This is a genomic window from Sphingomonas sp. CD22, assembly GCF_034556155.1.
GTDB lineage: Bacteria > Pseudomonadota > Alphaproteobacteria > Sphingomonadales > Sphingomonadaceae > Sphingomonas.
On record NZ_JAYDYX010000005.1, the window covers coordinates 221,276 to 244,519 of the forward strand.

General features: G+C 69.8%; 16 protein-coding genes. 10 read left to right on the top strand and 6 right to left on the bottom strand.

The window, feature by feature from the left end:
• Positions 1–17 precede the first annotated feature (17 nt).
• Complete coding sequence (locus SFC76_RS11795; protein ID WP_322849662.1) at positions 18–992, top strand: nuclease; 975 nt, start codon at positions 18–20, stop codon at positions 990–992.
• Between the two features lie 72 nt (positions 993–1,064).
• A complete protein-coding gene (locus tag SFC76_RS11800) occupies positions 1,065–2,081 on the top strand; it encodes an LLM class flavin-dependent oxidoreductase (RefSeq protein WP_322849663.1) in 1,017 nt (338 codons plus the stop codon).
• Between the two features lie 6 nt (positions 2,082–2,087).
• Here SFC76_RS11800 and nhaA read toward each other — a convergent pair whose 3' ends face one another.
• On the bottom strand, positions 2,088–3,479 hold the full coding sequence (gene nhaA / locus SFC76_RS11805) for a Na+/H+ antiporter NhaA (RefSeq protein WP_322849664.1): 1,392 nt from the start codon (positions 3,477–3,479) through the stop codon (positions 2,088–2,090).
• Positions 3,480–3,799: 320 nt separating this feature from the next.
• Between nhaA and SFC76_RS11810 the strand changes: the two genes are divergently transcribed.
• A complete protein-coding gene (locus SFC76_RS11810; RefSeq protein ID WP_322849665.1) occupies positions 3,800–4,324 on the top strand; it encodes a MucR family transcriptional regulator in 525 nt (174 codons plus the stop codon).
• A 59-nt stretch (positions 4,325–4,383) separates the two neighbouring features.
• On the opposite strand, the gene SFC76_RS11815 is transcribed toward SFC76_RS11810, so the two are convergent.
• Both SFC76_RS11815 and glf read right to left on the bottom strand, forming a co-directional pair.
• Positions 4,384–4,659, bottom strand: coding sequence for a DUF1488 family protein (locus SFC76_RS11815; RefSeq protein ID WP_038658953.1), 276 nt, complete (start codon positions 4,657–4,659; stop codon positions 4,384–4,386).
• Positions 4,660–4,780: 121 nt separating this feature from the next.
• Positions 4,781–7,021, bottom strand: a complete 2,241-nt coding sequence (gene glf, locus SFC76_RS11820) for a UDP-galactopyranose mutase (protein WP_322849666.1) — start codon at positions 7,019–7,021, stop codon at positions 4,781–4,783.
• A gap of 273 nt (positions 7,022–7,294) precedes the next feature.
• Here glf and SFC76_RS11825 point away from each other — a divergent pair, with 273 nt between their 5' ends.
• From SFC76_RS11825 to SFC76_RS11850, 6 genes are all read left to right on the top strand, one after another.
• On the top strand, positions 7,295–9,505 hold the full coding sequence (locus SFC76_RS11825) for a family 1 glycosylhydrolase (RefSeq protein WP_322849667.1): 2,211 nt from the start codon (positions 7,295–7,297) through the stop codon (positions 9,503–9,505).
• 42 nt (positions 9,506–9,547) lie between these two features.
• Positions 9,548–11,242, top strand: a complete 1,695-nt coding sequence (locus SFC76_RS11830; RefSeq protein WP_322849668.1) for a copper resistance system multicopper oxidase — start codon at positions 9,548–9,550, stop codon at positions 11,240–11,242.
• 38 nt (positions 11,243–11,280) lie between these two features.
• Positions 11,281–12,273 (top strand): copper resistance protein B, encoded by a 993-nt coding sequence (locus SFC76_RS11835; protein ID WP_416222418.1) that lies wholly within the window; start codon positions 11,281–11,283, stop codon positions 12,271–12,273.
• Between the two features lie 372 nt (positions 12,274–12,645).
• Complete coding sequence (locus SFC76_RS11840; protein ID WP_322849670.1) at positions 12,646–15,675, top strand: diguanylate cyclase domain-containing protein; 3,030 nt, start codon at positions 12,646–12,648, stop codon at positions 15,673–15,675.
• 256 nt (positions 15,676–15,931) lie between these two features.
• A complete protein-coding gene (locus SFC76_RS11845) occupies positions 15,932–17,185 on the top strand; it encodes a M23 family metallopeptidase (RefSeq protein WP_322849671.1) in 1,254 nt (417 codons plus the stop codon).
• A gap of 4 nt (positions 17,186–17,189) precedes the next feature.
• The gene (locus tag SFC76_RS11850) at positions 17,190–17,615 is read left to right on the top strand and encodes a polymer-forming cytoskeletal protein (RefSeq protein WP_322849672.1); all 426 of its coding nucleotides are present in this window, start codon (positions 17,190–17,192) and stop codon (positions 17,613–17,615) included.
• A 13-nt stretch (positions 17,616–17,628) separates the two neighbouring features.
• Here SFC76_RS11850 and SFC76_RS11855 read toward each other — a convergent pair whose 3' ends face one another.
• The 3 genes from SFC76_RS11855 to SFC76_RS11865 form a co-directional block, all read right to left on the bottom strand.
• On the bottom strand, positions 17,629–18,642 hold the full coding sequence (locus SFC76_RS11855) for an SMP-30/gluconolactonase/LRE family protein (protein WP_322849673.1): 1,014 nt from the start codon (positions 18,640–18,642) through the stop codon (positions 17,629–17,631).
• The gene (locus SFC76_RS11860; RefSeq protein WP_322849674.1) at positions 18,639–19,994 is read right to left on the bottom strand and encodes a carboxylesterase/lipase family protein; all 1,356 of its coding nucleotides are present in this window, start codon (positions 19,992–19,994) and stop codon (positions 18,639–18,641) included. Before SFC76_RS11860 ends, SFC76_RS11855 begins: the two co-directional genes overlap by 4 nt.
• A 116-nt stretch (positions 19,995–20,110) precedes the next feature.
• On the bottom strand, positions 20,111–21,592 hold the full coding sequence (locus SFC76_RS11865; RefSeq protein ID WP_322849675.1) for a glycerol-3-phosphate dehydrogenase: 1,482 nt from the start codon (positions 21,590–21,592) through the stop codon (positions 20,111–20,113).
• Between the two features lie 76 nt (positions 21,593–21,668).
• Between SFC76_RS11865 and glpK the strand changes: the two genes are divergently transcribed.
• Positions 21,669–23,159, top strand: a complete 1,491-nt coding sequence (glpK, locus tag SFC76_RS11870) for a glycerol kinase GlpK (RefSeq protein WP_322849676.1) — start codon at positions 21,669–21,671, stop codon at positions 23,157–23,159.
• The last annotated feature ends 85 nt before the right edge of the window (positions 23,160–23,244 follow it).

The window sequence follows — 23,244 nt, forward strand, 5'->3', positions numbered from 1 at the left end:
TCCGAAAGCCCCTGCCGATGCGCCGCTTCCTCTTCGCCGCTTTCGCCCTGTTGCCGACTCCCGCGCTCGCCTGGGGCGGCACCGCGCATGCGGTGATCGACCGGGCCGCGATCGCCGCGATCCCCGACGACGGCCCGGTCTTCCTGCGCCGGCACGTCGATTATATCGCAAGCTCGGCCGCGCTGCCCGACGCGTGGCGCAACGCCGCGGAGAATTTCGCCAAGATCGAGGAAGACCCGAACCACGGCTGGTTCCGCGAGCAATTCACCTTCCTCAAGCCGATACCGCGCTCGCGCTACGCCTTCGTCATCGCGCTGTTCAAACGGTACGAGGCGATCAAGCGCAGCGATCCCGCCACTGCGGAGCGGACCAACGTCCGCTGGACCGGCACCCTCCCCTATGCGGCGATGGAGGCCTATCAGCGGATCATCGTGTGCATGCGGCAGGTCCGCGCCGCCCAGGCGGCGCAGCGCGATCCCGCCTTCGCCGAGCAGCATTGCGCCTTCGACGTCATCCGCCTGGGCCATTACATCGGCGACGGCGCACAGCCGCTGCACGATTCGGTCAACAGCGACGGCTGGCGCGGCGCCAATCCCAAGGGCTATACGACCGATCGCTCGATCCACGGCCGGTTCGAAAGCGGCTTCGTCGACGGCATGGGGCTGACCGCCGCCGATCTCGCGCCGCGCATCGGCGCGCCCGGACGGCGCAGCGGCGACATGTTCGACGCCATCCTCGCCTTCCTCGATACCGCCGGCGACCAGATGGAGCGCGTCTACATCCTCGAACGGCGCAATGGCTTTCGCGACTTCGCCGACAAGGACGTGCGCGCGCTGATCTACGAGCGGACCAGCGCCGGCGCGACGATGCTGCGCGACATGCTCTGCCGTGCCTGGGCGGAGAGCGCGGTGCCGCCGGCCGAGGTCAAGCCGTCGCCGATCGACTTCGACAATCCCCGCTTCGATCCCGAGACGGGGTCCGCGCCGGGCTGAGGCCGTTTTCGGAAACGCTGCCATTCCGCGCGCAGCCTTGCGACGCGTCCCGTTCGCGCCCAGCTTGCCGCGATGAAGAACATCGGCTTTCTCTCCTTCGGCCATTGGTCGGACGCCCCCGGCTCGGCGACGCGCTCGGGCCAGGACGTGCTGCTCCAGTCGATCGACCTCGCGGTCGCGGCGGAGGAGCTCGGCGCGGACGGCGCCTATTATCGCGTCCACCATTTCGCGCAGCAGCTCGCCTCGCCCTTCCCGCTGCTCGCCGCGGTCGGCGCGCGGACGAAGCGGATCGAGATCGGCACCGGCGTGATCGACATGCGCTACGAGAACCCCTTCTACATGGTCGAGGATGCCGGCGCCGCCGATCTGATCAGCGGCGGGCGGCTGCAATTGGGCATCAGCCGCGGCTCGCCCGAACAGGTGATCGAGGGCTGGCGCCATTTCGGCTATGCCCCCGCGCCCGGTGAGAGCGATGCCGACATGGGCCGTCGCCACGGCGAATTGTTCCACGAATTGCTCGCCGGAAAGGGCTTCGCCAAGCCCAATCCGCGGCCGATGTTCCCCAATCCGCCGGGCCTGCTGCGTCTCGAACCCCATGCCCCCGGCCTGCGCGAGCGGATCTGGTGGGGATCGAGCAGCGATGCCACCGCGATCTGGGCGGCAAAGAAGGGCATGAATCTACAGAGTTCGACGCTCAAGGCCGACGAGAGCGGCGAGCCGTTCCACGTTCAGCAGGCCAAGCAGATCCGCGCCTATCGCGCCGCCTGGGCGGAGGCGGGCCATGCCCGCACGCCGCGCGTCTCGGTGTCGCGCTCGATCTTCGCGATCATGAACGATCGAGATCGGCAATATTTCGGCCGCGGCGACAGCAGCGACCAGATCGGCGTGATCGACAATATGCGCGCGGTGTTCGGCCGCTCCTATGCGGCCGAGCCCGAGACGCTGATCGAACAGCTCCGCGCCGACGAAGCGATCGCCGAGGCGGACACGCTGTTGCTGACGGTGCCGAACCAGCTCGGCGTCGCCTATAACGCGCACGTGATCGAATCCGTCCTCCGCCACATCGCGCCCGCGCTCGGCTGGCGCTGAGCTATTCTATTCCGCCGACGCCTTCGGCGCCGCTGCCCGCCAGAAGATAAAATAGCCCAACAGGCCTGACAGGATCGATGCGACGAGGATGCCGAGCGCGGCTTGTTCGGTTTGGGCGACATCGGTGAAGGCAAGGTCGGCGATGAAGAGCGAGATGGTGAAGCCGATGCCGGCGACGCCGCCGATGCCGAGCACCATCGGCCAGGTGACGCCGTCCGGCAGCGTCGCCCGCCCCAGCCGCGTCGCCAGCCACGTCGCGGCGATGAAGCCGAGCGGCTTGCCGATCACCAACCCGACGATGACGCCGGCGCTCAACGGCGAGCGCAACGCCTCGCCGACCAGTTCGGGCGAGAAATGGATGCGGACGTTGGAGAGGGCGAACAACGGTAGCACGAGGTAGGAAACCCAGGGGGTGAGGACCCGGACGAGCCGTTCTGCGGCCTCGTCGGTCGCGGCGGCCATTTCGTGGATGTAGCCGAGCCGCTGTTGCGCGTGATCGCGCGCCTGCTCCTCGATCGCGGGATCGTCGGTCTCCTCGGCGGCGGCGACGGCTTCCTTGAACTGGTCGACGGGGCGCTGCACGCGTTCGGCGAACACGCCTTCGGACAGGCGCGAACTGGCCGGCAGCAACAGCCCGACCGCGACCCCGGCGATCGTCGGGTGGATGCCCGAGCCGAACACGCCGATCCACACGACGAAGCCGAGCAGGACATAAGGGATCGAGGAAACCCAGCGCAGCCGCAGCAGACCGACGATGCCGAGATACCCCCCCACTGCAAGCGCGACGAACCACCAGTCGATCGTCGCGGTATATGCGACCGCGATGACGAGCAGCCCGAACACGTCGTCGATCGCGGCGAAGGCGAGCAACACCGCACGCACCGCCGGCGGCAGCCGAGTGGTGAACATCGCAACGATCGCAAGGCTGAACGCGGTGTCCATCGCCGCGACGACGCCCCAGCCGTGCTGCGTCGGGGTGCCGTAGTTGAAGGCGAGATAGAGCGCGACCGGCACCACCAGCCCGCCGATCGCTCCGGCGACGGGGAAGATCGCGGTCTGCAACGAGGCGAGCGAGCCCTTGACGAACTCGCGCTTCACCTCGGTACCGATGATCAGGAAGAACAGCGGCATCAGCGCATCGTTGATCCATTCGGCGGCGGGTCGACCGAAGGTCCAGGCACCATAGCTGAGGCGCACGGGCCGATCCCACAAGCGCACCCAATCGGCGCCGAACGGCGAATTGACGACGACCAGCGCAAAGATCGTCGCGATCAGCAACGGTCCACCCGAAACCTGGCCGATCGCGAAAAACGGCTCGATTTTCTGCAGGATAGCCGCAGCGGGCGAATGATGTGCCCGCGCCGCGACGCGCCCGGACAGGCGGGGGTTGAGAGCCATGGAATTCCTGTTCAGCAAACCGTGGGAAACGATACGGATAAACACTCCGGTGCGTTCCCGGCCGGGTTAACCCCTGTAAGCACCAATGGTGCAGATTAAAGATTTCGCGCAACCGAGTAATTCGCCGATCTTAGCCTAGCGGATGCGATCGACACCGCGACGATCATGCTTTGTACCGGAAATATGAAGTGTCGAAGCCAATTCGGGACGCTATCGTGAAATTGTTCCTTTGACTTTCAGCCGTCAAACTGCATGTAGGTTATAGCCGAGCCTCCCCCAGGTGTCCGGCGCATATTGTCCGACTAAGCGAGTACCCCCCGATGACGACGGAAACCAATACGGTCGAACTGGCCACCGAGCTGACCATTGCCTGGCTCAGCAATCCCAATACCCGCACCAATGCCGACGACGTGCCGGCCTTCCTCCAGTCGATGCATGCCGCGGTCGGCCGCCTCGCCAGCCCGGACGCCGCCGAGCCCGAGCAGGCGCAGCAGGACTATGTTCCCGCCGTTTCGGCGCGCAAATCGCTGGCATCGCGCGATCACATCATCTCGATGATCGACGGAAAGCCGTACCGCACGCTGCGCCGGCACCTGACCACGCACGGCCTGACACCGGACGAATATCGCCAGCGTTATGGCCTGAAGCCCGATTATCCGATGGTCGCGCCGTCCTACAGCGAGAGCCGCAGCGCGATGGCCAAGACGATCGGCCTGGGTCGCAAGGCCGGCCAGAAGGTCGATCAGGGCGCCGGCGCCGCTGCCGGTGCCGCCAAGGCGCCGCGCAAGGGCGGCAAGGCCGCGCTGCAGGCGGCCAAGGATACGCTCGGAACCGACGAGGAATAAGCGCCTCGCGGTGCTAACCGCCGGCGGCCCTCGTCGAGGGCCGCCGGCGACACGTCACATCATTCCAGGTCGTTTTCGCTGATCACGATCAACGGCTGATCCGGGTTGCGCGCCAGCGCGGCGAGCCCCGCCTCGGCAATCTCGTCCGAGAAACGGTTGAACATCTCGACCGCATCGTCTTCCTCGGGTGCATCGCCGCTCAACGCTTCGAGCACGTCGTATTGGACAGCGAACTGCAACTCCTCGGCGTCGACCTCGCCGGAAAACTCGACTTGCCGCTCGTTCGGATTGTCGAGGATGGAAGCATTGTCGATTTCGAGCTTGTCTGCGGCCACGTGATACCTCTTTCTTCAAATCATCCCGCGATCCGCGGGTCAGGTCGGATAGCGCTGGGCGTCCTATGATGTTCCATGCCGACGCGCCATCGACCATGACGCGCGGGCGTGAACACCGCGATCAGGCGGCAGTGCTGCCGGTCATCGCGGTGCGCAGCACCGGCTGCGGCGCGGCCAGCATCGGCGCCAAACGACGATAGGCCGCCAGCGCCTGTCCCACCACCTGGTCCATATTGTAGTAGCGATAGGTCGCCAATCGCCCGACGAAGCTGACATTGGGCTCGGCCACCGCCAGCGCCTCGTAACGCTTGTAGAGCGCCTGATTCTCATCGCGCGGGATCGGATAATAGGGATCGCCGGTCTCGCTGGGGAATTCGTAGGTCAGGCTGGTCCGCGCGGCGGTCTGGCCGGTGAGATGCTTGTATTCGGTGATGCGGGTGTGCGGCACCCCCTCGTCGGGATAATTCACCACCGCAACTGGCTGGAACTGCTGGGCTTCTAGGGTGCGATGTTCGAAGCGCAGCGAGCGATAGGGGAGATGACCGAAACGATGGTCGAAATATTCGTCGATCGGGCCGGTGAAGACGAGATGGTCGTGCGGATAGGCGTCGCGCACGTCCTTATAGTCTACGCCGAGCAGCAGATCGATGTTGGGATGATCCAGCATCGCCGCGAACATCCGCGTATAACCGTCGCGCGGCATCGCCTGGAACCGGTCGGTGAAATAGCGGTCGTCGGCATCGGTGCGCGTCGGCACGCGTGCGGTTACCGACTTGTCGAGCTCGGACGGGTCCATGCCCCATTGCTTGCGGGTATAGCCGCGAAAGAACGTCTCGTAGAGTTCGCGCCCGACCTTCGACACGACGACGTCGGCGGAGGTGCGGATCGGATCGACCGGCTCGGCGCGACTGGCAAGGAAGGCGTCGACCTCGGCATCGCTCGACAAATCGAGGCCGTAGAGCATGTTGAGCGTGGTGCGATTGATCGGCATCGGCAGCAGCTGCCCCCCGACATCGGCGAGCACGCGATGTTCGTACGGCCGCCACGCGGTGAAGCGCGAGAGATAGTCGACGATCTCGGTCGAATTGGTGTGGAAGATGTGCGGGCCGTATTGGTGGATCAATATCCCCGCGGCATCGAGACGGTCGAAGGCGTTGCCGGCGATATGCGACCGCTTGTCGACCACCAGCACGCGCTTGTTGCCGTCCGCGGCGAGCCGTTCGGCCATCACCGCGCCGGCGAAACCGGCACCGACGACCATCACGTCATAGCGTTCACGCGCAGCGGGCCAGACGATCGGCGACACCACCGGTTCGTGCCGGTTGCGTCCGGCGATCCCGGCCTCGATCAGCGCCGCCATGTCGCGCGCGGTGCTGCTCCACGAGCCGCGCGCGATCTGCGCATCGGCAGCGTCGCGCCACGCGGTGTCGCCGTGGCGCATCGCCAGCGCGGCCTCGCAGGCGGCGACGAACGCCCCCGCCGTGTCGGCGATCGCCACGGCTGAGAGGTCGCCGTAATGGCGGACGACATCGACGATCGGCGTCGACACCACGGGACAGCCGGCGGCGAGATACTCGGGCGTCTTGGTCGGGCTGATGAAGCGCGTCGCCTCGTTGATCGCGAAGGGCATCAGCGCGACGTCCCAGCCCGCCATATACTCAGGCAGGTCGGCATAGGATTTGCCGCCGAGATAATGGATGTTGGCGCGCATCGGCAGATCGTTCGGGTCGATCTTGACCACCGGCCCGACGATGACGAGCGACCAATTGGGGCGGGCATCGGCGACGGCGGCGAGCAGATCGATGTCCATCCGTTCGTCGACCACGCCGGCGAAGCCGAACCGCGGTGCGGGGATCGCCGCCTGATCCACCGGCGTCGCCACCGGGCCGCGGGCGCGGGCGAAATGGTCTGCATCGATGCTCGACGGGAAGGCGTGGACGTTCGAATGGCGACCACGTTTCGCCTCGTAGAGGCTGGTGCCGCCGGTGAAGACGATATCGGCGCGCTCGATTAGTCGCTGTTCGCGCTCCAACAATTCCGGCGGCGCGTTCTTGAACGCCGACAGTTCGTCCATGCAGTCATAGACGATGCAATCCGCCGCGACATGATCGGAGAAGGGCAGCATCATCGGCGTATAATACCAGCGGATCGTCCGCCCGGTCGCGCCGGCGAGCGCACCATCGAGCAACCTGGCGAGTTCCGCCTCGTCGTTCCCGCGCAGGCCGTCGTCGAGCAGCGGCGTCATGACGGTCACGCCGCTGTCGGGGCAGACGTGACGGCGCAATTGCGAGGCGCCGAGGCCGTGCGAGAATTCCGGTTCTTCCCAGAACAGCACCCGGTTGGCGCGCGCGAACCGCGTCATGAGATGCTGCGGGCGTTGAAATACGAAGGCCCAGCGCAGGTGACTAAAACAGATTAGCGTCGGCCGCTCGCCCGGTCGGGCATCTATAGTGGAAACGATATCGGCGGTCGGCGCAAGTACGGCCACGTGGATCCCCTTGATTTCGATCATTTACCATCGAGAAACAAGAAACATCACTTGATTGTTCCTCTAAACGCTTGATTCACAATGTAAATCAACACGATTTCAGGAACGTTGTGGGACCGCATCCGTTGGGCGCGGCGGGAGACGCACATGCATGACCTGGAGCTTTGGGGCGGTGTCGAATGCACCGTCAACCGAACCGGTGCGGGCTATCTCGACCAATCCGCGCTGAGCGGTCACGACCGGCGCGACGACGATCTCGACCTGTTCGCCGGCCTGGGCCTCACCGCGATCCGTTATCCGGTGTTGTGGGAGCGGGTGTCGCCCGACGCGGCGGTGGCGCCGGACTGGCGCTGGTCGGACGCCCGGCTGGCGCGGCTGCGCAGTCTCGGCATGCGGCCGATCGTCGGGCTGGTGCATCACGGCAGCGGGCCGCGTCACACCGACCTGCTCGACGACGGCTTCGCCCCCGGCCTCGGCGAGCACGCCCGGCAGGTCGCCGAACGTTATCCCTGGGTGGAGGAGTGGACGCCGGTCAACGAGCCGCTGACCACCGCGCGCTTCGCCGCGCTTTATGGCCATTGGTATCCGCATGCCACCGACGAGGGCGCGTTCTGGCGGGCGTTGCTCAACCAGATCGACGGCACCCGCGCCGCGATGCGCGCGATCCGCCGGGTCAATCCGGCGGCGAGGCTGATCCAGACCGACGATCTCGGCCGCACCTATGCGACGACGCGGCTCGGGGAGCAGGCGGCGTTCAACAATCTGCGCCGCTGGGCGAGCTGGGACCTGTTGTTCGGCCGGGTCGTGCCGCAGCACGCCTTGTGGCAGCGGATCGCGCGTCACGGGCTCGGCGACCGGCTGCGCGCGATCGCCGACGATCCCTGCCCGCCCGACGTGATCGGCGTGAACCATTATCTGACCAGCGACCGCTTCCTCGACCACCGGCTGCAACGCTATGCGGTCGAGACGCATGGCGGCACCGACCGGCTGGCCTATGCGGATACCGAGGCGGTGCGGGTGCTCGATCCGGCACCGGCGGGGCTCGGCGGAGCGATGCGCGAGGCGTGGCAGCGCTATCGCGTACCGCTGGCGATGACCGAGATCCACAACGGCTGCACCCGCGAGGAACAGCTCCGCTGGGCGGCGGAGGCCTGGGACACGGCGGTGACGCTGCGCGGCGAGGGGATCGACGTGCGGGCGGTCACCGCCTGGTCGCTGCTCGGCAGCCACGGCTGGAACAACCTGCTAACTCGGCCGCCGACCGGGCCCGATGCTTACGAGCCCGGTGTGTTCGACGTCTCGTCCGGCACGCCGCGGCCGACCGCGCTGGCGGCGCTGTGGCGCGGTCTGCCGGGCGGGGCGCCGCGCCATCCGGTGACCGCGGACGAAGGCTGGTGGCGCCGGCCGCAGCGGCTGATCTACCCGCCCCTGCTTCGCCCAGCGGGCACGCGGCCTGCCGATGCCGATGCCAATGCCGATCCGGCGCCGGTGCTGCTGATCTGCGGCGCGAGCGGGATGCTCGGCCGGGCGTTCGCGCGCGCCTGCGCGCTGCGCGGCATCCGATATGCGCTGACCGGGCGCGGCACGCTCGATCTGCGCGACGGCGCAGGGATCGGCGGCGTGCTCGACCGGCTGCGGCCGTGGGCGGTGGTCAATGCGACCGGCTGGGTGGCCGTCGACGGTGACGAGATCGAGGCGGCCGAGACCGACGAGGCCGCCTGTCACGCGGTCAACGCCACCGGCGTAATCGCGCTGGCGGCGGCGTGCGCGGCGCGCGGCATCGGCTGCCTCGGCCTGTCGAGCGACCTTGTCTTCGACGGCGGGCTCGACCGGCCCTATGTCGAATCCGATACGCCGCGGCCGCTCGGCGCCTATGGCCGCAGCAAGGCGGCGATGGAGGCGGGCTGCGCCGCCCAGCCGGGATCGCTGGTGATCCGCACCGCGGCGGTGTTCTCGGCGTTCGACGCGCGGAGTTTCGCGGTCGCCGCCGCCGGCACGCTGGCGCGCGGCCAGCCGTTCGCGGCGGCGCACGATCATGACGTCAGCCCCGGCTTCGCTCCCGATCTGGTCGATACCGCGCTCGACCTGCTGATCGACGGGATGACGGGCATCTGCCACGTCCCCGGTGGCGAGGGGATGAGCTGGGCCGCCTTCGCCGTGCGGATCGCGCACGCCTGCGGGCTCGACCCGCGGCTGGTGCGGCCGGTGGCGGGCGCGGCGCTCGGCTGGCGCGCGCCACGCCCGCGCGCGGTGACGCTGGCGAGCGACCGGATCGCGCTGCCCGGGTCGCTCGACACCGCGCTGGCGCGCTTCGCCGGCGATCGGCGGCAGCAGTGCGCGGGCGCGCGCGCGGCCTGAGCGGCCTTGCCTTCCCGGCGGCGAATGCGCAGATGCCCGCGCATGACCTCTTCTTCCCGCCGCGGCTTTCTGCGCGATGCCGGCCTCGGCCTCGGCGCGCTCGCGGTGCCGTGGCTGCCGGCCTGGGCGCAGCCGGTGTCGGCGGGGCTCGCGCCGGCGCTGCCGACGCTGAGCGGCACCGATATCGCGCTCACCGTCGATCACCTGATGGCGACGATCGACGGCCGGCCCATGCATGCGATCGGCGTCAACGGCACGTTGCCGGCGCCGCTGCTCCGCCTGCGCGAGGGACAGCGGGTACGGCTGACGGTGACCAACCGGCTCGCCGAGGAGACGTCGATCCACTGGCACGGGCTGCTGGTGCCGTTCCAGATGGACGGCGTGCCGGGGATCAGCTTTCCCGGCATCGCGCCGGGCACCAGCTTCACCTACGACTTCCCGATCGTGCAGGCGGGGACCTATTGGTATCACAGCCACTCCGGCCTGCAGGAGCAGATGGGGCATTACGGCCCGATCGTGATCGATCCCGCCGGCGCCGATCCGGTCGCGGCGGACCGCGAGCACGTTATCGTGCTGTCCGATCACAGCCCGCTGCACCCGCATGCGATCTTCACCAAGCTGAAGCAGCAGGGCGGCTATTTCAACTATCAGAAGCAGACGCTGGCCGGGCTGCTCGCCGGGCGGGACCAGCCCGCCGCGGATCGGCGCGCCTGGGGCGGCATGCGGATGGACCCCACCGACGTGTCCGACGTGACCGGCGCCACCTACACCTATCTGGTCAACGGCCATGGCCCCACGGACGACTGGACCGCGCTGTTCGCGCCCGGCGAGCGCGTGCGGCTGCGCATCGTCAACGCCGCGGCGATGACCAATTTCAACCTGCGCATCCCCGGCCTGCCGCTGACGATCGTGCAGGCGGACGGGCAGAACGTGCGGCCGGTGACGGTCGACGAACTCCAGATCGCGGTCGCCGAAACCTATGATCTGATCGTCACGCCGGCGGATCGCGCGTATGCGCTGGTCGCCGAGGCATGGGACCGGTCGGGGATGGCGCGGGCGACGCTGACCCCGACACCCGGCCTGCGCGCCGAGGTGCCGCCGCTGCGTCGGCGCCCGCTCGCGACGATGCGCGACATGGGGATGGGCGCGATGGCGGGGATGGCCGGCATGCACCACGGCATGCGCGACTTCGCCGCCGCGCCCGGACTGCCGCGCACGCCGGCCGTCCAGACGATCGCACCGATGCCGATCGACCGGACCGGCGAGCCGCCGCAGGGCCTCGCCGATGCCGGCCACCGGGTGCTCGTCTATCGCGATCTCGTCGCGCTCGACGCCAATCCCGATCCGCGCGCGCCGTCGCGGCAGTTGCGCATCCACCTGACCGGCAACATGGAACGTTATATGTGGGCGTTCGACGGGGTGAAGCTCAACGTGGTGACCGCGCCGATCGCGTTCCGCGAGGGCGAGCGCGTCCGCGTCACCCTGGTCAACGACACGATGATGGCGCACCCGATCCACCTGCACGGCCATTTCTTCGAACTGGTCACCGGCCATGGCGACCACAGCCCCCGCAAGCATACGATCAACGTCGCGCCCGGCGGCACCGCGACCTTCGACCTCACCGCCGATGCGCCGGGCGATTGGGCGTTCCATTGCCACATGCTCTACCACATGCATGCGGGAATGATGCAGGTGGTCAGCGTCCGCTCCGATCCCGCCCCCGGAGCGGGGGCGTGAGCGCGCTGCTGGCGACGCTGGCGCTCGCCGCGGCGCAGATGCACGACATGGGCGGGATGCAGATGCCCGGCATGCCCAAGCCCGCGCGCGCCAAGGTCGCGCCGAAGGCCAAGGCGAAGCCGCGGCCGGCGAAACCGCGAACCGCCGCGCCCGCCGCCTGCCCGCCGGAGCATGCGGCGATGGGTCATTGCAGCCCGCCCGCCGCGACCGGGGAAGCGATGCCGGCGATGCACGACATGCCCGGCATGGCCCCGGCCTCCTCGCCTGCCTCCACGTCTGCCGCGGCTGCGGCCGTCGGCACGGATCAGCCCGCCGGCGACGCGCCGCCGCCCGCGCCGCCGCGCGACCTCGCCGCGGCGCGCTTCTACGATCCGGCCGCGATGGCGGCGGCGGACCGGCGGATGCGCGCCGAACATGGCGGCATGACCTTCGGCCAGATCCTGTTCGACCTCGCCGAGGTGCAGGTGCGCGACGGGCGCGACGGGCTGCGCTGGGACGGCGAGGGCTGGTATGGCGGCGACATCCACCGGCTGGTCGTCAAGAGCGAGGGCGACGGCAGCATCGACCGGATCGACCGCGCCGAGGTGCAGGCGCTCTATTCGCGGGCGATCGGCCCCTATGTCGATCTGCAGGGCGGCCTGCGGCAGGACCTCGGCGCCGGTGCCAAGCGGACCTATGCGACGATCGGCGTCGAGGGGCTGGCGCCCTATTGGTTCCAGGTCGAGGGCGCGCTGTTCCTGTCCGACAAGGGCGATCTGCTCGGCCGCGTCCAGGCCTATTATGACCAGCGCGTCACCCAGCGGCTGATCCTGCAACCCCGCGCCGAACTCAATCTCGCCGCGCAGGACGTGCCGGCGAGCGGCATCGCCGCGGGATTATCGGAGGCGGAACTCGGCCTGCGCCTGCGCTACGAGATCAAGCGCGAGGTCGCGCCTTACGTCGGCGTGTCGTGGCAACACCGGCGGCGGGTGACGGCGCGCGACGATGCCGGCGGCGCGGCGCTGGTGCTCGGCGTACGCGGCTGGTTCTGACCGCCGGGAGGGATCGACGTTCATCGTCGTAGCGGAATTCCCCTCTCCCGCCAGGGCAGGGTGATCGCATACGGCCCTCCCCGTAAGTCGTTCGCCCTCCAATTCACTCCGTCACCCCGGCCCTGCGCCGGGGTCCCGCTTCTTTGAACGGCGCAAAGAACCGAGATGCCGGAGCAAGTCCGGCATAACGGATATGGGAAAGCCGTTGCAACACCCCGATCGGTCATACGCGATAGCCCTGCCCCGCCAGGGGGAGGACTTGTCATCTTCCACGAGATGAATGTCGATCGGCCCTGGACCCAAGCCCGATCAAAACCATTCAAAATAACATATTTTAAGCAGTCCTCAATGTCGACGCTGCAAAGGAGCATCATGCGGTGGCGGTGGTGCTCCTTTGCTGTGGTTCTGGCGGGTGCCGCATTCGGGTTGACCGGCTCGGCGGCGCGTCCGACTCCCGCCGCCATCCCCGTTCCCATCCCCGGCCTCGCCGCGGCCACCACGCCACACGCCGACCCCTGGGCCGGGGCCGCCGATCTGTTCTTCAAGGTCGCCGCGCGCGACGACGCCATTCCCGACGCCGGCCTGCCGCGCGCGGTCGCGCAGGACGGCGACGGCTTCATCTGGCTGGGCACCGACGGCGGCCTCGCCCGCTGGGATGGGACCGGCTTCAAGACCTATTCGACCGAGCCCGCCGACGGCGCCGGCGCGCTGCCGGAGCTGATGGTCAACACGCTCTTCACCGACCGCAGCGGGCGGCTGTGGCTCGGCATGAGCGCGGAGGGGCTGCTGTGGCGCGACCCGCTCACCGACAGCTTCCACCGCCCACCCAATCGCACGCCGCTGGACCGCGCGCATGTCGTCGCGATCGTCGACGACGACGCCGGGGGCCTGTGGGTCGGCAGCGAGGCCGGGTTGAGCCACATCCGCGGCTCCGATCATCATGCGACGCTCGTCACCGGCCTGCCGCCGGGCCGGATCGGCGCGGTGCATCGCGACCGCAACGGGCGATTGTGGGTCGGCGACGAATCGCGCCTGTTCCGCCGCGACGCCACCGGCGGCTTCGTCGCGGTGCCGGTGCCCGGCGTGGTCGGGGTGATCACCGCGCTGCATGCCGATGACCAGGGCCGGCTGTGGATCGCCACCGCGGGATCGGGCTTCCACGTCATCGCGGCGGACGGCAGCATCCGCCACCTGCCGGTCACCGTCGACGGGCATAACGTGCCGCTCGGCGCGATGATCGATGCCGGCAACGGCGAGATATGGACGGCGTCGCGGGCGGGCATCGTCGGGATCGATCCCGCGACGATGCGGATGCGGCGCCTCGCGCATGATCCGTACCTGCCCGCCAGCCTTGCCGAGAACGGCCTCAACCATGTCATGCGCGACCGATCGGGGCTGGTGTGGATCGTCGGCGACGCGACGCTGAGTTATGTCGATCCCGCGCCGCGCCGCGTGCTCGGTCTGGTCAACGCGTTGCGCGCCGATCCGCGGCAACAGCCCGACAGCGCCTGGTCGCTCGGCGTCGCGCCGGACGGGGCGCTCTGGTACGGCTCCGCGGACATCCCGGGATCGCGCCTCGCCCCCGCCCCCGCCGGCGGCCTCGCGCCGCCGCAGCGCCTGCCGGCCGCGGTGCGCAACGTCCAATCGATCGCCTTCGCCGCGGACGCCGCGTTCACCGCCGGCGAGAGCGGCCTGTTCCGCCTGTCGCTCGACGGGCGCCGCGTGCAGCGGCTGTCGGCGCAATCCTGGTCGCGCGTGCTGCTGCGCGGCGACCAGCTCTACGTCGGCAACGGCCTCGGCGTCGCGCTCGCCGATGCGCGCCGTCCGGGGCCGCCGCGGCGGCTGCCCTGGTCGGACGCGCTCACCGACCTGCGCGTCCGTTCGCTCGCCTTCACGCCCGACGGCCTGCTGTGGGTGGGAACCGCGCGCGGGCTCAACCGCGTCGATCCCGCCAGCGGTCGCGTCGTCGGCATCCGCCCCGGCGACGCAGGCGCCAACGCGCTGCGCGCCAATTTCGTCGGCACGTTGCTGTGCGATGCCGACGGGCGATTGTGGGCGGGGACGATCGGCGGCGGCATCACCATCTTCGGCCGCTCCGCCGGCGCGTGGCATGCGGTGGCGCATCTCGGCCGCCGCCAGGGGCTGCCGCACGATACCGTCGACAAATTGCTGCTCGGCAGCGACGGCGACGTCTGGGTGAGCACCGACGGCGGCATCGCGCGGATCGATCCGGCCAGCCTCACGATCACGCCGCTCCACGCCGCCGACGGCGTCCCCTTCACCGCTTATTGGACCGGCGCCGGCGCTACCCTGCCCGATGGCCGGCTGGTGTTCGCGGGGTTCGGCGGGCTGACGATGATCGATCCGGCGGCGCCGTCGCGCGAGACGGCGGACGCGCCGCTGCGCTTCACCGCGGTGCGCGGCAACGGCAAGGCGTTCGTGCCGACGCCGGGACGGATGCTGACCATCGGCGCCGGCGAGCGCAGCCTCACCGCCGACTTCGCGCGGCTCGATTATGCCGCGGCGCGCGATCAGGCCTATGTCTACCGCCTGTTCCCGCAGGAGACCAATTGGACGCGGGTCGATGCGCTGCACCGGAGCGCCCGCTACACCAATCTGCCGCCGGGCCGCTCGACCTTGGTGGTCCGCGCCTTGGGCACGGCGGATCGCGGCAGCCTGCACGTCGTCGGCGCGCCGCTGACGCTGGAGATCGACGTCGAGACGCTGTGGTACGAGACCACGCTGTTCCGCATCGTCGCCGCCGCGGTGATCGTCGCGACGCTGCTCGCGCTGCTCAACCTGCGGCTGCGCGCGGCGCGCAAACGCGAGCGGCAGCTCGAATCGCTGGTCGAGCGGCGGACCGCGGAGCTGCTCGTCAGCCAGTCCGAGTTGGAGAAGCTCGCCTATACCGACACGCTGACCGGGCTCGGCAACCGCCGCCTGTACGGCGAGATGCTCGGCCGCCACCTCGGCGGGGCGCGGCATGCGCCGTTCGGGCTGCTGCTGATCGATCTCGACCGGTTCAAACGGGTCAACGACGCGCTCGGCCACGACGTCGGCGATGCGCTGCTGATCGAGGTCGCCGACCGGCTGAGCGCGACGATCCGCCAGAACGACAGCATCTTCCGCCTGGGCGGCGACGAATTCGCGATCATCCTCGCCGGGCTCGACGGCGAACCCGCGATCGACGAGATGTGCCGCCGCCTCTACGCCGCCTTCGCCGCGCCGGTCACCGCGGGCATCCACCGCCTGCAGGTGGCGCTGAGCATCGGCGCGGTGGTCGCGCGGGCGGAGGGGATGTCGACCGAAGCGGTCTACAAGCTCGCCGATCTCGCGCTCTACGACGCCAAGCGCGCCGGCCGCGGCACCTGGCGCCTCTCGCCGCTCGATCCGGAGGGATAGGGGAGCGGCACAGTGTTCCTGCGTTCGCAGGATCATTGGTGGGGTTGAGCCGGCGCTCGCGTGGACCGCGGCCGCCGCAGCATTCCACCGATGCCCGGGAGCAGGCGAAAGCCCGGCAGGCGCGCTCGCCTCCACTCGTCGTGCGTGCGGAGCGCTTCGGCGGAGGAAACCGCTCGTGACGCCCCCGCCCCCGGCGTTGGCGCAGGCGCCCCGCCTATAAGGAGGAAGGGTCTGGGGTAAGGGAAGCGGGATCGCGTTGAACAAGCCGAAACCGCGGCAGGCGGGGCAGCGCTTCGCTCGCTTGCGTCACCGGCTTGCCGACGCGCGCGTGCGGATCGAACGCTGGTTCCCCGATCGCGAATTCATCATGCGCTCGCAGGGGCAGGTGCGCTTCCTCCGCGTCTCCGCACGCACGCAGAAGCGGGCGGCGACGGGCGTGGCGGTGCTCGCGCTGGCCTATGTCGGCTCGATCGTCACGCTGGCGGTGGTCCGCTGGCGCGAATCCTACGACATCGACGCGCTGCTGACCCGGCAGGCGCGCGTCGAGAAGGCCGAGAATCGCGTTTCCGCCTATCGCAGGAATATCGACGGCGTCGCATCCGACCTGCAACGACGGCAGGACTTCATCGAGAAGGTGACGCAGGCGCATCTCGGCAGATTGCCCAAGGACGCCAAAAGCGACGAGACCGTCACCAACAGCAGCGGCGAAGCGCGCAGGACGATCGACAAGGTCAGCGCCGCGGTGCCCGAGGCCGGCGCGCTCGCGCGGGCGGAGGCGCGCCAGCTCGCCTTCGTCGAAAGCCTGACGCGCTATGCCGACCGCCGCGCCGCGACCGACGCCGCGACGATGCGCCGGCTCGGCATCAACCCGCGGACGATGCTGGCGGCGCGCGACGATGGCGCGGCGATGGGCGGGCCGCTGTTCGCGCTGTCGACCAACGCCGACGGCTCGATCGATCCGCGCTTCGCCCGCCTCGGTGCCAGCCTGGCGCGGATGAGCGCGCTGGATCAGGCGCGCTCCCGCATGCCGCAGGTGCTGCCCGCCAGCATGGATTCGATCTCCAGCGGCTTCGGCTATCGTTCCGATCCATTCACCCGGCACGGATCGTTCCACCCCGGCCTCGACTTCCGCGGACCGCTCGGCGCGCCGATCTACGCCGCCGCGCGCGGCGTGGTGCGCTTCGTCGGCCAGCGCTCCGGGTACGGCAATTGCGTCGAGGTGACGCACGGCCCCGGGCTGGTCACGCGCTACGCCCATATGTCCGCGTTCCACAGCCATGTCGGCCAGCAGGTTTCGCCGGGGCAGACGATCGGCGCGATCGGCTCCACCGGGCGATCGACCGGCCCCCATCTGCATTTCGAGGTGCGGATCAACGGCCGTCCCACCAACCCCCGCCCATTCCTGGAGGCGCGCAGCCATGTTTCACCGAAGATCGTCCGCCAATCTGCCGGCCCCGCCACGACCGCCGGCGCCGCCGAAGATACCGGTCCAGACAAGGGTAGCGACTGACGCCATGAGCAAGAATTCCACCTTCTCGATGATCGGCGCCGATGTCGTCATCACCGGCGACGTCTCCGCCTCGGCCGACGTCCATATCGACGGCCGGATCCACGGCGACATCAACTGCCTGGCGCTGGTGCAGGGCGCCGGCAGCGAGCTGATCGGCACGATCACCGCCCAATCGGCGCATCTCGCCGGCACGGTGCGCGGCAGCATCGTCGTCGACGACCTCGTCATCCAGCGCAGCGCGCATGTCGTCGGCGACGTGCATTACGAGACGCTGACGATCGAACAGGGCGCCCGCGTCGAGGGCACGTTCGCCAAGGGCGGCGCCGGGGCACCGGGCACGACGAGCCCCGCCGAGCCGGCCGCCCGCGAACCCTATGAGAACCCGCCGCTGACATGGCAGGGCGACGACACCGACAGGACGGCGGAATGACTTGCGGGCCCGGCTATCCCTGCCAGCCCGGTCGCAGTGCCAGCCGCAGGACGCGGTCGTTCGCGGTCATGTAGAGCGCCCGGCCGTTCTCGCCGAACGCGCAATTGGCGATCGGCGCGCCGCTTTCGATCAGACCGAGCGGCTCGGCCTCGGGCGTCATGAGCATCATGCCGCCCGGCACCGAACAGACCAGAGTACCGTCGCGCGCGACCTTCATCCCGTCGGGCAGGCCCGGCCCGCCGGCCGCCTTCATCGCCTTCGCGTCGAGCAGCACGCGCCCTGCCCCAGGCTTGCCGGCGGCGTCGAGGTCGTAGACCATGATCCGCGGCGCCGCCTCGTCGGAGACCGAGACGTAGAGCCGCCGCTCGTCGGGCGACAATGCGACGCCGTTGGGGCGGGTCAGCCCGCCCTCGATCAGCGTCACCTTGCCGTCGGGATGGCGGCGGTAGACGCCGTTGACCGCTTGCTCCTTGAGCGGCGAGGCATCGCCGTCGGCGAAGCCATAGGGCGGATCGGTGAACCAGATGCTGCCGTCGCGCGCGACGTGGAGGTCGTTGCAGCTATTGAAACGCTTGCCGTCGTAGCGATCCGCCAGCACCGTCCGTTTCCGGCTGGCGAGATCGACGCGGTCGATGCTGCGCCCGCCGCTGTTGGCGATCAGCAACCCGCCGCCGCGATCGAGCGCGAGCCCGTTCGAGCCCGCCTCGCGCACCAATTTGGGGTCGGTGCCGGCGGCGCCCGACGGGCTGAGGAACGGCGTCGCGCCGCGGCCGCGCTGCCAGCGCCGGATGAGGTTGGCGGGCGGGTCGGAGAACAACAGATAGCCCCCCGCCGGCACCCACACCGGCCCCTCCGCCCAGCGGATGCCGGTGGCGATCACCTCGGGCTGCGTGCCGGGTGCGATCATCCTGTCGAGCCCGGGCGCGAGCCGGCGCACGCGCGGCGCCTCCGGCGTCTGCGCACCGGCCCGCGTCGCGAGGAGCGCCAGCCCGCCGGCCAGCATCGTGCGGCGGTCGAGCGCCATCATTCCGGCGCGACCTGCGCGGTGCCGGCGCGGGTCAGCGTCAGCATCGGCCGGGCGGTCGCGGTATAGCGGCCCCAGGCGGGCAGATCGGGTCCGTTGGGATCGCCCGTCTTCACGAAATTGACCAGATAGCGGCTGATCGTCCGCGCCGCGGCGCGATCGGTGTCGCTGGTCGCGGCGCCATATTTGATCGCGGCGGTGTCGAAGAAGAAGGGGATGTCGGTGGCGTGGCCGGCGCCCTTGGTCTGCGGCGTCTGCGCGGAGGTCGCGACATAGTCGAAGCGATAATGATAGACGGGCACGCCCTTGCTCGCGAGCAATGCGGCGACGTCGCGCGCGCCGGCGATCATCGGTCCCGTCGGGCCGCCGATGTCGGCGCTGGTCGCGCCGATCATCACCGGCACCTTGGCAAAGCGGCCGGCATCGTATGCGGCGCGCGCATCGACGAAGGTGCGCCCGTCCGGCACCGGCCCGCTATAGCCGCCCTGCCCCATCGATGCGAGGTTCAGGCCATCGACCACCTGTTCGGCGGGCAGCGCGCGCAGCTTGGCGGCGGCCTGCGGATCGTCGGCGGCGATGCCCTTGCCGCTGGCGAAGCCGACGCCCGCCGCCTCTGCGGTGGCCAGCGACACGCCGTGGCTCGACCCGTCGCCACCCGACTGGACCACCGCGCGCTGGAACAGCCCCGCCGCCGCCGGCGAGCTGAGCATCGCATGGACCGACATGCCGCCGGCGCTCTCGCCGATGATCGTGACGTTGCCGGGGTCGCCGCCGAAGCGCGCGATATTGGCCTTCACCCAGCGCAGCGCCGCGAGCTGGTCGAGCAGCCCGTAATCGGCGTCGGCGGGCTTGAGGCCGGGATGCGCAAAGCTGCCGAACCGGCCGAGCCGATAGTTGAAGCTCATCACCAATATGCCCGATCGCGCCAGCGCCGCGCCGCTATAGGTCGGCGGCGACGAGCCGCCGTTGACGAAGCCGCCGCCGTAGATCCACACCATCACCGGCAGCTTCCTGGCATCGCCCGCCGGCCGCCAGACGTTGGCGTAGAGGCAATCCTCCGCCGGCGCGGTGCCGAGCGGCGCGGCGTCGCTCGGGAAGGGCAATTGCATGCAATCGGCGGCATAAGCGGTGGCGTCGCGCACCGCGGTCCAGCGCGCCACCGGCTGCGGCGCCCGCCAGCGCAATGCGCCGACCGGCGGCGCGGCGAAGGGGATGCCCTTGAAGGCGACGATCCCGCCCTCGGTCGCGCCGCGAACCGGCCCGTCGACGGTGCGCACCACCGGCCGGTCCTGCGCCGCCGCCGCGCCCGGCACCGCCGCGAGCAGCAGCGCCAGCCGTAAATATCCCGATATCATGCACCGCTCTCCGGTCGTTTCTTGTCCGCCCCTCGATGACACGCCGACGCCCCCTTGGGCAACGACTGGATTGATCCGGCCCGACGACCCTGACCAAAGTCGATAGGTGCCCGGCGTCACTCGAGATAGGCGGCGAGGCGCTCGGCGGTGCCGGCGGGCACGTGCAGGCCGAGCTTGCTGCGCCGCCACAGCACGTCTTCGGCGGTGCGCGCCCATTCCTGCGCGACGAGATAGTCGACCTCCGCGGTGAACAGCCCGCCGCCGAGGTCCTGCCCCGGATCGCGATCGAGGATCGCAGTCGCGCGCGTGCCATAGGCCCGCGCCAGCCGCCGCAGCAGATCGCGCGACACGTCGGGATAGCGCACCTGCAAGCCGGACAGGAAGCGGCCGAAATCCGCATCCGGCATGTCGCCGCCGGGCAGCGCCGCGCCCGCCGTCCACGCCGCCGCCTGCGATCCGAGCAGCGGCGCAAGATCGCGCAGCGCGTGTTCGGCGAGCTTGCGATAGGTGGTGATCTTGCCGCCGTAGACGCTGAGCATCGGCGCCCGCCCCTCGCCCGCGTCGAGATCGAGCACGTAATCGCGCGTCACCGCCGAGGCATTGGCGGCCTTGTCGTCGTAGAGCGGCCGGATACCGGCATAGCTCCAGACGATGTCGTCCTCGCCGACCTTATGCTCGAAATAGCGCGCGATGGTATCGAGCAGATAGCGCGTCTCGTCCGCGTCGATCGTCGCGCGGCCGGGGGGCGCGTCCCACGCCGTGTCGGTCGTCCCGACCAGGGTGAAGCGGCCTTCGTAGGGGATGGCGAAGACGATTCGCCGGTCGTCGTTCTGGAGCATGAAGGCGTGATCGCCCTCGTACAGCTGCGGCACGACGATATGGCTGCCCTTGACCAACCGGACGCCGCGGTCGTTGCGCGCGCCGGCGGTGCGCCCCAGCACGTCGGCGACCCACGGCCCCGCCGCATTGACCAGCGCGCGCGCGCCGACCATCTGGACGTGGCCGTCCTTGTCGGCGATCTCCGCGGTCCAGCCGTCCGCACCGCGCTGCGCGCTCACCAGCCGCGTCCGCGTCGCGATGGTCGCGCCATGCTCCGCGGCGTCGCGCGCGTTGAGCACGACGAGCCGGCTGTCCTCGACCCAGCAATCCGAATAGACGAACGCTTTGCCCGCCCGCGGCGCCAGCCCCTGCCCCAGCGGCGACCGCGCCAGCGCGATGCTGTCCGTCGCCGGCAAGCGCTTGCGCCCGCCGAGATGGTCGTAGAGGAACAGCCCCGTCCGCACCATCCACGCCGGCCGCGGCGAGTGCGTCTGCGGCAGCACGAAGCGCAGCGGCCAGATGATGTGCGGCGCCATCCCCCACAAGCGCTCGCGCTCGATCAGCGCCTCGCGCACCAGCCGGAACTCGCCATATTCGAGGTAGCGCAGCCCGCCGTGGATCAGCTTGGTCGAGGCGGACGAGGTGTGGCTGGCGAGATCCTCCTGCTCGACCAGCAGCACCGACAGCCCCCGCCCCGCCGCGTCGCGTGCGATGCCGGTGCCGTTGATGCCGCCGCCGACGACCAGCATGTCGACGCTCTCGTCCGGCCCCCGCTCCATCGTCAAAATCCTTCGCTTTCGTGGCGCTGCGAGCAATACCGCATCCCGGAGCAAAACGAAGCACGAGGAGAGACGGGTGGCCAAGACGCACATTCTGGTCATCGATCAGGGCACGACCTCGACGCGCGCGATCGTCTTCGACGGCGCCGCGCGCCGCGTCGCCATCGCCCAGACCGAATTCGCGCAACATTATCCCGCGCCCGGCTGGGTCGAGCACGATCCAGAGGACATCTGGCGCGACGTGCTCGCCACCGCGCGCGATGCGCTGGGCAGGAGCGGCCTCGCCGCCGCCGACCTCGCCGCGATCGGCATCACCAACCAGCGCGAGACGGCGGTGGTCTGGGATCGCGCCACCGGCGAGCCGATCCACCGCGCGATCGTCTGGCAGGACCGGCGCGGCGCGGCACGCTGCCAGGCGTTGAAGGCCGATGGCGCCGAGGATCTGGTCCGCGCGCGCACCGGTTTGCTGATCGATCCCTATTTCTCCGCGACCAAGATCGCCTGGCTGCTCGACCATGTCGCCGGCGCGCGGACGCGGGCCGAGCGCGGCGAACTCGCCTTCGGGACGATCGACAGCTTCCTGCTCTGGCGGCTGACCGGCGGCGCGGTGCACGCGACCGACATCACCAACGCGTCGCGGACGATGCTGTACGACATCCACCGCCAATGCTGGGATGTCGAGCTATGCCGGCTGCTGCGCGTGCCCGAAGCGATGCTGCCGCAGGTCCACGACAATGCGCATCTCTACGGCACCACCGTGCCCGATCTGCTCGGCGCGGCGGTGCCGGTCGCGGGGATCGCCGGCGACCAGCAGGCGGCGCTGTTCGGACAGGCGTGTTTCGCACCCGGCATGGCCAAATCGACCTATGGCACCGGCTGTTTCATGCTGCTCAACACCGGCACCGAGGCGGTCGCCTCGCAGCATCACATGCTCACCACACCGGCCTATCGCCTCGACGGCCGCACCGTCTATGCGCTGGAAGGGTCGATCTTCGTCGCCGGTGCCGCGGTGAAGTGGCTGCGCGACGGCATCGGCGTCATCACCCACGCCAGCCAGACCGACGATCTCGCCACCCGCGTTCCCGACAATCACGGCGTCTATATGGTCCCCGCCTTTACCGGGCTCGGTGCGCCGCATTGGGACCCGGACGCGCGCGGGGCGATCTACGGCCTGACCCTCGGCGCCGGCGCCGCGCATCTTGCCCGCGCCGCGCTGGAGGCGGTGGCGTTCCAGACGATGGACCTCGCCGCGGCGATGGCGGCGGACGGCGGCGGCCGCCCGGCGATCCTGCGCGTCGACGGCGGCATGGCGGCGAACGACTGGCTGTGCGGCTTCCTCGCCGACATGATCGACACGCCGGTTGAGCGCCCCGCCGACCTCGAGACGACCGCACGCGGCGCCGCCTTCCACGCCGGGCTGGCGACGGGGGTCTGGTCGGGCCTCGACCACCTCTCGCGTCTGTGGTCGCGCGACCGCTGCTTCGAACCGACGATGCGCGCCGAAGAACGCGCGCCGCTCGCCGCCGGCTGGCACGATGCCGTGCGTCGGACGCTGACGACGTATTAAGCAAAGGCGAAGTGGCCTGTAATCCGGAGCACTTACGGCAAGTCGAGCCGCGTCCCTAGCAGCAATATCGCGGCCAAATGTCTCG

Bases quoted from the DNA above. Each gene is read 5' to 3' on its own strand.
- SFC76_RS11825 (WP_322849667.1), top strand. From the start codon at position 7,295: ATGCATGACCTGGAGCTTTGGGGCGGTGTCGAATGCACCGTCAACCGA.
- SFC76_RS11830 (WP_322849668.1), top strand. From the start codon at position 9,548: ATGACCTCTTCTTCCCGCCGCGGCTTTCTGCGCGATGCCGGCCTCGGC.
- SFC76_RS11795 (WP_322849662.1), top strand. From the start codon at position 18: ATGCGCCGCTTCCTCTTCGCCGCTTTCGCCCTGTTGCCGACTCCCGCG.
- SFC76_RS11840 (WP_322849670.1), top strand. From the start codon at position 12,646: ATGCGGTGGCGGTGGTGCTCCTTTGCTGTGGTTCTGGCGGGTGCCGCA.
- SFC76_RS11850 (WP_322849672.1), top strand. From the start codon at position 17,190: ATGAGCAAGAATTCCACCTTCTCGATGATCGGCGCCGATGTCGTCATC.
- SFC76_RS11855 (WP_322849673.1), bottom strand. From the start codon at position 18,642: ATGATGGCGCTCGACCGCCGCACGATGCTGGCCGGCGGGCTGGCGCTC.
- glf (WP_322849666.1), bottom strand. From the start codon at position 7,021: ATGACGCGGTTCGCGCGCGCCAACCGGGTGCTGTTCTGGGAAGAACCG.
- SFC76_RS11865 (WP_322849675.1), bottom strand. From the start codon at position 21,592: ATGGAGCGGGGGCCGGACGAGAGCGTCGACATGCTGGTCGTCGGCGGC.
- SFC76_RS11800 (WP_322849663.1), top strand. From the start codon at position 1,065: ATGAAGAACATCGGCTTTCTCTCCTTCGGCCATTGGTCGGACGCCCCC.
- nhaA (WP_322849664.1), bottom strand. From the start codon at position 3,479: ATGGCTCTCAACCCCCGCCTGTCCGGGCGCGTCGCGGCGCGGGCACAT.
- SFC76_RS11860 (WP_322849674.1), bottom strand. From the start codon at position 19,994: ATGATATCGGGATATTTACGGCTGGCGCTGCTGCTCGCGGCGGTGCCG.
- SFC76_RS11835 (WP_416222418.1), top strand. From the start codon at position 11,281: ATGCACGACATGGGCGGGATGCAGATGCCCGGCATGCCCAAGCCCGCG.
- SFC76_RS11810 (WP_322849665.1), top strand. From the start codon at position 3,800: ATGACGACGGAAACCAATACGGTCGAACTGGCCACCGAGCTGACCATT.